Origin of the sequence: Streptosporangium sp. CA-115845 (assembly GCF_050943795.1) — a bacterium.
Lineage (GTDB): Bacteria > Actinomycetota > Actinomycetes > Streptosporangiales > Streptosporangiaceae > Streptosporangium.
This window is the reverse complement of record NZ_CP191988.1, coordinates 4,973,189-4,985,894: the sequence shown is the minus strand read 5'-3', so window position 1 is coordinate 4,985,894 and position 12,706 is coordinate 4,973,189. Positions and strand designations below refer to the sequence as shown.

Sequence of the window (12,706 nt, the reverse complement as noted above, 5' to 3'; positions counted from 1 at the left end):
ACCGGTCAGGCCGCTGCGCTCCGCCCAGAGCCCCCAGCCCAGCGCCACGGCGGGCAGGCCGAGTTCGTGGCGGTGCCGGGCGAGGCCGTCGAGGAAGCCGTTCGCGGCGGCGTAGTTGCCCTGCGCCGCCGTGCCCAGCGTGGCGGCGACGGACGAGAACAGCACGAACGCCGCCAGATCGAGGTCGCGCGTCAGCTCGTGCAGGTGCGCTGCGCCGACGGCCTTCGCCGCCAGCACGGACCGCAGCCGCTCCGGCGTCAGCGAGCCGAGGACGCCGTCGTCGAGCACTCCGGCGGCGTGCACCACGGCCCGCAGCGGCCGGTCCGCCGGGATCGCCGCGAGGACCGCCGCGAGCGCGTCCCGGTCCGCGGTGTCGCATGCGGTCGAAACCGCCGACGCGCCCAACGCGGCCAGTTCCTCGGCGAGCGCCTCCGCACCGCCACGGCTGACCAGCACGAGGTCGCGGACGCCGTGCTCGGTGACCAGGTGCCGGGCGACGACCCCGCCCAGCGTGCCCGAGGCACCGGTGATCAGCACGGTTCCGCCGGTCAACCTGGGCGCGTCCGCCGCTGGAAGCCGCGTGTGCGCGAGCCGGGTGACGCGGATTTCGTTGTCCCGTACCGAGATCTGCGGCTCGTCGGTCACCAGGAGGGCCGGCAGCGCGTCCGGCAGGCCGCCGGGGTCGTCGGTGTCGATGAGCACGATCCGGCCCGGGTTCTCGGTCTGCGCGGAGCGCACCAGGCCGTGCACCGCCGCTGTGACGGGGTCTGCCAAGCCTCCCATGGTCGCGACGACCAGCCGCGCGTCGCCGGTTTCCGCCTGCGCGAGCCAGGTTCGGAGGCCGTCGAGGACGTGCGTGGTCGCCGCGTCCAGCCTGTCCGGCAGCGTGCCGGAGACGTCCGGGCAGCGCAGCACGGTGACGCCGGAGACGTCGGCGGTACCTTCGGGGCGGGCGGTGACCCAGGTGAGTTCGAACAGCGAGCCGTCGTGCACCGCGGCGCCGATCGGGCGCAGGGCCAGCGCGTCGGCCGCCAGGACACCGCGGCCGATGCCGTCGGTGACGTGCACCGCGACCGAACCGTCATCCCGTGGGGTGAGCCGCGCGCGCAGGCTGGTGGCCTCCGCCGCAGCGGTCCGGTCCAGCCACCGGACGCCGCTGAAGGAGAACGGCAGCGCGGGGGTTGTCATGTCCAGGGCGTGCAACGCGGCGTCGAGCAGCGCCGGGCGCACCGGCGTGGCCAGGGAAACCTCGGCGAACAGTTCCCCGTCGCGACGCCACAACCGGCGCAGGCCACGGAAACCGAGCCCGTACCGGAGTCCGCGGGCGGCGCGGTCCTCGTACCAGCCGGACAGGTCCACCGGTTCGGCCTCAGTCGGCGGCCACACCCCGAACTCCGGTGCTGGCCCGCTCTCCGCGGTGACGGCGCCGGTGGCGTGTAGCCGCCACTCCGCCCCCTGGATGCGGCTGTGCAGCCGCAGCGGCCGAAATCCCTCGGCGTCGACAGGCCCGACGAGCAGTTGGACCTCGACCTCGCCCTGCTCGGGCACGACCAGCGGGGCGTGCATGGTCAGCTCGTCAACCACCGGACCGGCGCACAGCGCCATCTCCAGCAGCGCGGTGCCCGGCACTACGGCCTGGTCGCGGACCCGGTGATCACCGAGCCACGGGTGGCGGCCGAGCGACAACCGTCCGGAAAGGACTTCCTGGCCGCTGTCCGCCAATTCGACCGGCGCGCCGAGCAGCGGCTTCGGCTCGGCCAGCCAGTACACCTCGCGCTCGAACGCATACGTCGGCAGCGCCACAACCCGGCCGTTCCCGACCACCGAGCGCAGATCGACCGCGACGCCGTTGGCGTGCGCCGACGCCACCGAAAGCCTGGCTCGGCGCAGCGAATCCTCGTCGCGCTGCAGCGTTCCCTGCACCACCGCGGCCGGGACGGTGTCGTTGACCGCCATTGTCAGCAGCGGGTGCGGGCTGATCTCCACGAACACCCCGTGGCCGTCGGCGGCCAGCGCGCGCACCGCCTCTTCGAACCGCACCGGCTCACGCAGGTTCCGGTACCAGTAGTCCGGACCCAGCTCGCCGGTGTTGACCCGGCTCGCCGTCACCGTGGAGTAGAACGGCACCCGCGAGGGCCGCATCTCCACACCCGCCAGGATTTCCGCCAGTTCCCCGGCGAGCGCGTCAACGTGGGCCGAGTGCGCGGAGAAGTCGACACCCGGCACATTCCAGCGCATCACGCCGGCCTTGGCGAGGATTAGCTCCAGCTTGGCGAGAGCGTCCGGGTCGCCGGAGACGACGACGGTGTTCGGGCCGTTGACCGCGGCGATCGACACGCAGTCGCCGAACGGCTCGACCCGCTCGCGGACCCAGGACTCGGACGCGACGATCGACAACATGCCGCCGTGACCCGCCAAAGCGAGCAGCGAGCGGCTCCGCAGGGCGGAGATCCGGGCGCCGTCGGCGAGCGACAGCGCACCCGCCACGCACGCGGCGGCGATCTCGCCCTGGGAGTGTCCGACGACGGCCGACGGCTCGAGCCCGGCCGAGCGCCACACCTCTGCGAGCGACACCATCACCGCCCAGAGCGCGGGCTGGACGACGTCGACGCGGGCCAGCGCCTCGGCGTCCTCCAGCACCTCGCGCAACGACCAGTCGACGTACTCGCTCAGCAGCCGCTCGCACTCCTCGAGGCGCTCGGCGAACGCCGGGAACGCCTCACCCAGCCCGCGGGCCATGCCAGCCCACTGCGAGCCTTGGCCGGGGAACACCCACACCACACCGGATTCCGGCGCGACGGTGCCCGTGACCGAACCCGGCGACCGCTCGCCCGCGGCGAGCGCGGCCAGCCCGGCCAGCAGCTCCTCGCGGTCCGCGGCCACGACGGTGCCGCGGTGTTCCAGCGCCGAACGCGTCGTCACACTGGAGTACCCGACATCGGCCACGGTCAGCCCGGGGTCAGCGGAAACCCGTTCGCGCAACCGGTCCGCCTGCACGCGCAACGCCGTCTCACTGCGGGCCGAAACCACCACGGGCACCGGGCCGCCATCGGACGGCGGCACGTCAGCGAGTTGGCTTTCCGGCGCCTGCTCCAGGATCACGTGCGCGTTCGTGCCGCTGATCCCGAACGATGACACGCCCGCGCGGCGCGGCCGGTCCACCACCGGCCACGGCCGCCGCTTGGTCAGCAGCTCGACCGCGCCCGACGACCAGTCGACGTGCCGCGAGGGCTTGGCCACGTGCAGCGTCGCCGGCAGGACCCCGGCCCGCAGTGCCTGCACCATCTTGATCACACCGCCGACCCCGGCGGCCGCCTGCGCGTGCCCGATGTTCGACTTGAACGTCCCGAGCCACAACGGCTCCACGCGGTCCTGTCCGTAGGTGGCCAGCAGGGCCTGTGCCTCGATCGGGTCACCCAGCCGGGTGCCCGTGCCGTGCGCCTCGACGGCGTCGACGTCGGCCGCGGCCAGGCCCGCCGACGCCAGCGCGTCCCGGATCACCCGCTTCTGCGACTCGCCGTTCGGCGCGGTCAGGCCGCTGGACGCGCCGTCTTGGTTGATCGCCGAGCCGCGCAGCACCGCCAGCACCTGGTGGCCGTTGTGGCGCGCGTCCGAAAGCCGTTCCAGCACGAGTATGCCGACGCCCTCGGCCCAGCCCGCGCCGTCGGCCGCGTCGGAGAACGCCTTACATCGGCCGTTCGGCGAAACCCCGCGCTGCCGTGAGAACTCCACGAACGTCCGCGGCGTCGACATCACGGTCACGCCACCCGCCAGCGCCAGCGAACACTCGCCGGCACGCAGCGACTGCGCCGCCATGTGCAGCGCGACCAGCGATGACGAACAAGCCGTGTCGACGCTGACCGCCGGACCCTCGAAGCCGAACGTGTAGGCCACCCGGCCCGACGCGACGCTCGGGAGGCTGCCGGTCATCAGCTGGCCCTCGTAGCCGCCGGTGTCCGCGCCCGGCCGCGTCCCGTAGTCGCTGTACATCACGCCGGCGAAGACCCCGGTCCGGCTGCCGCGCAACGCCGAAGGCGCGATGCCCGCCCGCTCCAGCGCTTCCCACGATGTCTGCAGCAGGAGCCGCTGCTGCGGGTCGGTCGCTACCGCCTCGCGCGGGGACATGCCGAAGAACCCGGCGTCGAACTCGGCCGCGTCGTGCAGGAAACCGCCGTGGCGCGTGCTACTGGTGCCGAGCTGCCCCGGGTCCGGGTCGTACAGCGCGTCGAGGTCCCAGCCCCGGTCGCGCGGGAACTCCGAGACTGCGTCCACCTCGTCCGAGACGAGCTGCCAGAGGTCTTCCGGCGAGGTGATACCACCGGGGAACCGGCAGGCCATGCCGACGATCGCGACCGGTTCCGGAGCGGACGACTCCAGCTGGGTCAGCCTGCTGCGAGCCTGCCTCAGTTCGGCGGTGACCCGCTTCAGGTAACCAAGCAGCTTCTCGTTGCTCACGGTCGGGGTCCCCCCAGCTCATTGTCGATCAATGCAAACAGCTCGTCCTGGCTGGCGGCATCGACCTCCGCGTCGAGCACCGGCTCCGCCACGTCCGCCCCGGCGGCCACCACCGACAGCAGCTCCCACAGCCGGGCGGTGGCGTCGGAGCGCACGGCCTCATCCCTGATGGCGGCCACGGCCGCCGCCAGCCGGTCCAGTTCGGCCAGCACCGGCGGCTCCTTCGATGGCGGCGCGTCGAGCTCGAACCGGTCGAGGAGGTACCGCGCCAGCGCACCCGGGGTCGGGTGGTTGAAGATCACCGTGGGCGGCAGCTTCAGCGCGGTGACCGTGCCGAGCCGATGCCGCAGCTCCAGCGCCGTCACCGAGTCGAGACCGAGGTCGAGGAAACCACGGTCGGGGGGGACGGTGCCCGGCCTGCGGAGCACCGCGGCGATCTCGGCCTGCACCACTCGGCCCACCGCCAGTTCCCGGTCGTGCGGTGACATCGGGAGCAGCCAGTCACGCAGCGTCTCGGTTGTCTCGACGGCCTCCGGCCCGGCCCGCTCGCGGCGGACGACGGGCGCGGCCGGGACCAGGCCGCGGAGCACGGCCGACGGGTCGACGTCGGGACCGGAGACGTCGATCCAGGCGGGCACCAGCTGGGCCCGGTCCGCGGCCAGCCCGAGATCAAACAGCGCCAGGCCGTCGACGGTGGGCAGTTGCCGCACGCCGGCGCGGCGGACGCGCTCCTTGTCGGCCTCGCCGAGCCCCTCGGTCATCCCGGTGTGCTGCTCCCACAGGCCCCAGCCGAGCGAGACCGCGGGCAGTCCGTGGGCGCGCCGGTGGTGGGCGAGGCCGTCGAGGAACGCGTTAGCCGCCGCGTAGTTCGCCTGGCCGGCGAACCCGACCGTGGCCGTGACGGAGGAAAACACAACAAATGCCGTCAGGTCGAGGTCGCGGGTCAGCTCGTGCAGATGCCAGGCCCCGTCAACCTTCGGCGCCAGCACCTCGTGCAGCCGCTCCGGCGCCAGCGACAGCGCGGCGGCGTCTGCCATCGCGCCTGCCGCGTGGACGACCGCCCGCAGCGGCGCCGACGCGGGCACGGCGGCGAGAACCGCCGCCAGCGCCGCGCGATCGGTGACGTCGCAGGCAGCCACCGTGACCGACGCGTCCGCCGCGGCGAGGTCGGTCAGCAGGTCGTCCGGTGCTTGCCCACTCCGGCTAACCAGCAGCAGGTGCCGGACGCCGTGGCTGGTGACCAGGTGCCGCGCGACGGTGGTGCCCAGCCCGCCGGTGCCCCCGGTGACCAACACGGTCCCGGCGGGGTCGAGCGGCGGGCCGTCCGGCACGGACGCGCGGGCGAGCCGGGGCACGTAGAGCCGCCCCGAACGCTCGGCGGTCTGCGGCTCGTCCGCCACCGGCACGCCGGTGGCGAACTCGGCGTCGGAGTCGGCCAGCACGACGCGACCAGGGAACTCGGCCTGCACCGGGCGCAGCAGGCCCCACACGGTGGCGGCGGCGAGGTCGATGTCGTCGCCCGGCTCGACGGCGACCGCGTTGCGGGTGGCGACCACGAGCTTCGCCGCGGAGTCATCGTGCCCGGCCAGCCACGCTTGCACCGACTTCAATACGGACTCCGCGGTCGCGTGGACGTCCGCCGGGACGTCTTCGCCGCCCGGCCGTACGGGCAACACGGTGGCCGCAGGTTCGGCCGCGGCGGTCACTTCCCGCCAATCGAGCTGGTACAGCTTGGGGTCGGAGCGGCGGGCGTCCAGCGGCCGCAGCATCAGGGAACCGGCCGAGAGGACTTCGAAGCCGCTGCTGTCGGCGACCGTCAGCGACACGCAGTTCTCGCCCGCGAGCCGGATCCGGGCGCGCAGCCGCGTCGCCCCGGCCCGGCCCGCGCGCACGTCCGTCCACGAGAACGGCATCAGCGGACCGGCGCCGTAGGCGGCCACGAGCGGGTGGAGCACCGCGTCGAGCAGCGCCGGATGGACGGCGAACGAGCCGGGCTCGCCGGTGAGGACGACCTCGGCGAAGAGGTCGTCGCCTTGCCGCCACACCGCGCGCAGGTTCCGGAACGCCGGGCCGTACTCCAGCCCGCGCCCGGCCAGCTCCTCGTACCAGCAATCGTGCGCCACCGGTGTCGCGCCGGGTGGCGGCCACGCGGTCAGCACGGCGATCGCGCCGCCGGGATCGGTGGGGGCGACCTGCCCGGTGGCGTGCAACTGCCATTCGCCGTCGAGGCGGCTGTGGACGCGGAACCGACGTCGACCGGTCTCGTCCGGCGCGGTCACCGTCACCTGCACCTCCACGTCGCCGCGCTCCGGCACCACCAGCGGGGTCAGCATGGTCAGCTCGTCTACCTCGTCGCTGAGGCTCAGCGCCAGCTCCAGCAGGGCGGTGCCGGGCACGACGGCTTGGCCACGCACGCGGTGGTCGCCCAGCCACGGCCGTGTCCCCAACGACAACCGGCCTGACAGCACGGTCCCGCCGTCCGCCAGCTCGATGGCGGTGTCCAGCAACGGTTCCGCGGCGGCGTCCAGCCAGTAGCGCTCGGGCCGGAAGGCGTATGCCGGGAGGTCCACGACCCGCCCAGCCGTCAGCTGCGGCAGGTCGACGTCGATGCCATGGACGTGCAGGCGCGCCAAGGCCCGCAGCGCCTCGCGCGGCTCGCTCCGGTCGCGACGCTGCAGCGGCACCACGACGGCTTCGCGGTCGCCGAGGCACTCCTCGATCATCGGGACGAGCGCGGCGTCCGGCCCCAGCTCGACGAACGCGGTGACCCCCTGATCGGCCAGCCACGCGACGTCGGCTGCGAACCGCACGGTGCCACGCACATGCTTGACCCAGCGCTCCGCCGTCTGCGGCTCGCGCGCCGGCATCGGGATCTCCGGCTCGCGGAACGCGAGTTTCGCGGCCACGGCCCCGAACTCCGCCAGCATCGGGTCCATCCGCGGTGAGTGCGCGGCGTGCGAGATCCGCAGCCTCTTCACCGGCCGCCGCTGGGCTTCGAACCGCCCGGCGATGGCCAGCACGGCATGCTCGTCGCCGGCTATGACGACCGACGCCGGGCCGTTGACCGCGGCGATGGACACGCCGTCGGTGAGCAGCGGCAGGACATCGGCCTCGGGCACGCCCAGCGCCACCATCGCGCCGCCGGGCGGAAGGTTCTGCTGTAGCCGGCCGCGCGTGGTGACCAGCACGCACGCATCCGGCAGTGAAAGCACGCCCGCGACGTGTGCGGCGGCCAACTCGCCGGTGGAGTGCCCGGCCACGAAGTCCGGTCGCACGCCCCACGACGTCACCAGCCGGAACAGGGCGACCTGGAAGGCGAACATCGCCGTCTGCATCCAGCCGATCCGGTCCAGCAACGCGGCTTCCGGGCTGCCCGGCTCGGCGAACACTACCTCGCGCAGCGGCCGCTCGAGGTGCCGGTCCAGCTCGGCGCAGACCTCGGCGAAGGCGTCGGCGAAAGCCGGGAACGCTGCGGCCAGCTCGCGGCCCATCCCGAGCCGCTGCGCGCCGCCGCCGGTGAAGAGGAACGCGGTCCGGCCCGCCGCCGGGGAGCCGGTGACGACGTCGGCTGCAGGCTCACCCGCCACGAGGGCCGAGAGGCCCGCCAGCAGCTCGTCACGGCCTTCCGCCACGACCACGCCGCGCTGGTCCAGCAGCGAACGCGTGGCCACGCGGGAAAAACCGACGTCGGCCACGGTCAGCCCGGGATCGGCGGCCACCCACTCGCGCAACCGGCCTGCCTGGGTCCGCAACGCGGTCTCGTCACGCGCCGACAGAACCACCGGAACGGGGTGCGCCGGGGGCACTACGTCGGCGGTCTCGCTCTCCGGTGCCTGCTCCACGATCACGTGTGCGTTCGTGCCGCTGATCCCGAACGACGACACGCCCGCGCGCCGTGGGCGGTCGACCTCCGGCCACGGCCGCGGCTCGGTCAGTAACTCCACCGCGCCCGACGCCCAGTCCACACGCAGGGAGCGCTGTTCCGCATGCAGGGTACGTGGCAGCACGCCGTGCCGCAGCGCCTGCGCCATCTTGATTACGCCGCCGACCCCGGCCGCCGCCTGCGCATGGCCGATGTTCGACTTCAGCGAACCCAGCCACAACGGCTCCACGCGGTCCTGCCCGTAAGTCGCCAGCAGGGCGTTCGCCTCGATCGGGTCACCCAGCGCGGTCCCCGTCCCGTGCGCCTCAACAGCGTCCACTTCGGACGGTGCCAGCCCGGCCGACGCCAGCGCGTCCCGGATCACCCGCCGCTGCGACTGCCCGTTCGGCGCGGTCAGCCCGTTGCTGGCGCCGTCCTGGTTGATCGCCGAACCCCGCAGCACCGCCAGCACGTGGTGCCCGTTGCGGTGGGCGTCGGAAAGCCGTTCCAGGACGACCATGCCAACGCCCTCGGCCCAGCCGGTGCCGTCAGCGGCGTCCGAGAACGCCTTGCACCGCCCGTCCGGCGACAGGCCGCCCTGCCGGGAGAACTCGACGAACATGCCGGGCGTCGACATCACCGTCACCCCGCCCGCGACCGCCAGCGTGCACTCGCCCGCGCGTAGGGCCTGCGCGGCCAGGTGCAACGCGACCAGCGAGGACGAGCACGCGGTGTCCACGCTGACGGCGGGTCCCTCGAACCCGAACGTGTAGGCCACCCGGCCCGAGGCAACGCTCGGGGCGCCGCCGGTCAGCGCGTGTCCGGCAAAGCTCTCGGGAGTTTCGTGCAGGCGCGGCACGTAGTCCTGCCCCATCACGCCGACGTAGACGCCCGTCCGGCTGCCACGCAGGGCCGCCGGGTCGATCCCGGCGCGCTCCAGCGCCTCCCACGAGACCTCCAGCAGCAGCCGCTGCTGCGGGTCCATCGCCAGCGCCTCGCGAGGGCTGATCCGGAAGAACCCCGCGTCGAAGTCCGTTGCCCCAGAAAGGAATCCGCCGGAGTGCGTGGCGCTCTCGGCCACGTTCCAGCCGCGGTCGGCGGGGAAGTCCGTGATGGCGTCCGTGCCGTTGGTGACGAGGCGCCAGAGGTCTTCGGGGGAGCCGACGCCGCCTGGATACCGGCAGCTCATGCCCACGATGGCGATCAGGTCGCCAGCCGCGGCGGGGCCCGGGCCCGCGTCGTCGTCCGACGGCGTCCGGCCAGCCAGTTCTTCGCGCAGGTGCTTCATCAGCAGGCGCGGTGTCGGGTGCTCGAACAGCAGGGTGTCGGATAAGGACAGTCCGGTCGCTTCGCTCAACTGCTGGCACAACTGGACCGACGTCAGCGAGTCGAAGCCCAGCTCGTCGAACGCGCGATCGTCCTCGATCGACTTGCTGTCGGCATGACCAAGGAGATCCGCGGCGCGCGAACGGACCAGCTCCCGGAGATCGTCCGCAGTCGCGGTCGGCGCCGGGGCATAGGCAGGGGCAGGGGTCAAACCCGTGCCGATCCAGTGGGGCTGCCGCTGGAAGGCGTAGGTGGGCAGGTCGACGACCCGGCCGCCTTCGACGACCGGCAGCCAGTCGACGTCGGAACCCGCGACGTACGAAGCGGCCATGTCCGACAGCCGGCGACGGAGCTGGCCGGACGAAGCTCCCGAAACCGCCTCACCGTTCGCGAGCGCGGCCAGGCCGTCTAGCAGCTCGGCGCGGTCGGCGGCGATGACGACGCCGCGGTGCGCCAGCACCGATCGCGTGGTGACGGCGGAGAACCCGACGTCGGCCGGGGACAGGTCCGGCCGGGCCGCGACCCAGTCGCGCAGCCGGGCGGCCTGGGCCCGCAACGCGGCGGCGGTCTGCCCGTGGACCGGGACCGGCACCACGGGCGCCGGAACGACGTCGGCCTTCGGCGCGGCCTCGGGCGGGCCCGCGACGACCACGTGGCTGTTCGTCCCGCCGATGCCGAAGGAGCTGACCCCGGCGAGCCGCGCGCCCGGCCACGGGACAGTGCGGTCGTTGACCCGAATGTGTAGGTCCGCCAAGGGGATCGCCGGGTTCGGCTCACGGAAGTTGAGGCTCGCCGGGAGGGTCTCGTGCCCGAGGGAGAGCACGACCTTGAGCAGCCCGGCGATCCCGGCGGCGCCTTCGAGGTGGCCGATGTTGGTCTTGACCGAGCCGACGAGCAGCGGGCGGTCGCGATCCCGGCCGAGCACCGCGCCGAGGGCGCCCGCCTCGACCGGGTCGCCGACCTTAGTGCCGGTGCCGTGCAGCTCGACGTACCCCACCCGCCCGGGCTCGACCCCGGCGCGGGCGTACGCCTGCCGCAGCAGGTCTTCCTGCGCGTCGCCGTCGGGCACCGTCAGGCCCGGGCCGCCGCCGTCGTTGTTGAGGGCGCTGCCAAGCAGCACCGCGGACACCGGGTCGCCGTCGGCGAGGGCGTCTTCGAGCCGCTTGAGCACGACAACGCCGCCGCCCTCGCCCCGCACGAACCCGTTGGCCCGCGCGTCGAACGTGTAGCAGCGGCCATCCGGCGAGAGCGCGCCCGCACGGGCGAAGGCGAGCGCGCCTTCCGGGACCAGGTTCAGGTGCACCCCGCCGGCCACGGCCAGCGACGTCGTGCCCGCGAGCAGGCTCTCGCAGGCCAGGTGCACCGCGGCCAGCGACGACGATTGCGCGGTGTCCACCGTAAGGCTCGGCCCGCGGAAGCCGAACCGGTAGGAGACCCGGTTGGCGATCGCGGCCCGGCTCAGCCCGGCCGGCGAGTGGTGCGAGAGACAGTCCGCACCGGACCGGTGCACGAGCGAGGCGTAATCGTCCCCGGTGGCGCCGAGGAAGACTCCGATGGCACCGCCGCGCAGTGTCTCCGGCACGACCCTGGCGTTCTCCAGCGCCTCCCAGGTCAGCTCCAGAGCCAGCCGCTGCCGTGGGTCCGTCGCCGCGGCTTCGCGCGGCGACATGCCGAAGAACTCGCAGTCGAAACCAGCGACGCGGTCGAGGAACCCCCCTCGCCGCAGTCCCGGTGAATCCAGCTCCGCCGGAACGGCGCCAGGGTTCCACCGGTCCGCCGGCGCGTCCGTTACCGCGTCGACGCCGTCGCGCAGCAGCCGCCAGAAGGCGCCGGTGTCCGCCGCGCCGGGAACCCGGCAGGACACGCCGACCACCGCGATCGCGGGGCCGACCTGATCCGTGTCAGACACGCAGGCGCTCCTTGATCTCCGCGAAGAACGGGATGTGCCGGTAGTCCTTGGCTTCCGGGTCGTAGTCGGTGTACTGGTTGGTGAACCTCAGCAACATCTGCTGCACCTGCTCGACCGGCGTGGTGTGGATCAGCGCCTCGATCCGCTTGATCTCGCCGAGGAACTCTGTGAGCACATCCGGGAGTTCCTTGCGGAGCCGGATCACGCCGTCGCGCAGCTCGATCCCGCCGTGCTGGGACAGGAAGTTGAACAGCATCTGCGACGCGACCGCGTCGTAGTTCGGTCGCGGGATTCCTTCCACCGCGTAACGGAGCACCCGCTCGGAAAGGATGTACTCGTAGGTGAGCTGCGCCTCCCAGGACGGCAGCGCCGAATCATTCAGGCAGGCGAGCGCGCCCGAGATGTCAACGCGCAGTTCTTCCAGCCCGGCCAGCGGCTTCTGCTTCTTGTACGGCAGATAGTCCGGGATGGGCATGTCGCCCTGCCGGTGGTGGTACTCGTGCAACCGCACCCACCACGAGGACGCCTGCTCCACCGTTTGGTCGTCGACGCCGCGCAGCAGCGGGAAGCTGTCCTCGGCCATCACCGCGTCGATCATCTTGCGGGTGATCTGGTTATGCCGTTCGACGAACTTGTCGATGAAGTAGAAGATCAGGTCCTCGCCCCGCTGGACGCCGTCGATGTGGTTCTCCGGGAACAACGCCACCAACGACCGCGCCTTGAAGCCCTCCGAGCGGGCGGTGATCCTCACCGGCATCGTCGGGCTGGCGTACCGGGTGGCCAGGTGGGGATCGGTCGGCAGCGTCTCGTAGGTCAGGTAATCCAGGGAGAGCGACGGGAAGTACGAGGCGTCAAACAACGAGAAGATCGTGTGGTCGTGGCCTTCGTTGATGTGCGCCTTGACGGATCTGAGGAAGGCTTCCGACGAGAAGTTCCGGAGGTCCTCCGCCAGCGCGAGCGCGGCGGGCTGTCGGCCCAGATTCGGGGTCTCGATGATGCGCTGTGCCAGTTCGTCGAGGAAGGTCTGGTCGCGGAACGACGCGCGCTTGCCCTGAATCTTGTCGCGGAGTTGGTCGACCTCTTCGATGACCGCGTCTACCATGCTGTTCGACATAGTGTGCCTTCGCTGTCTCGGGCGTGTGGAACGGGTTCGG

Annotated in this window: 2 protein-coding genes and 1 pseudogene; all 3 read right to left on the bottom strand. The window is 72.7% G+C overall.

The annotated features are described in order from the left end of the window. Positions 1-3: 3 nt before the first annotated feature. Positions 4-4,419 (bottom strand): annotated as a pseudogene (locus ACQP0P_RS24800) (type I polyketide synthase); the annotation flags it as partial. Positions 4,420-4,451: 32 nt separating this feature from the next. Then, on the bottom strand, positions 4,452-11,552 hold the full coding sequence (locus tag ACQP0P_RS24795; protein WP_433381558.1) for an SDR family NAD(P)-dependent oxidoreductase: 7,101 nt from the start codon (positions 11,550-11,552) through the stop codon (positions 4,452-4,454). Further along, the gene (locus tag ACQP0P_RS24790; RefSeq protein WP_433381556.1) at positions 11,545-12,654 is read right to left on the bottom strand and encodes a DUF6421 family protein; all 1,110 of its coding nucleotides are present in this window, start codon (positions 12,652-12,654) and stop codon (positions 11,545-11,547) included. The genes ACQP0P_RS24795 and ACQP0P_RS24790 overlap by 8 nt, the downstream gene beginning before the upstream one ends. Positions 12,655-12,706: the final 52 nt, after the last annotated feature.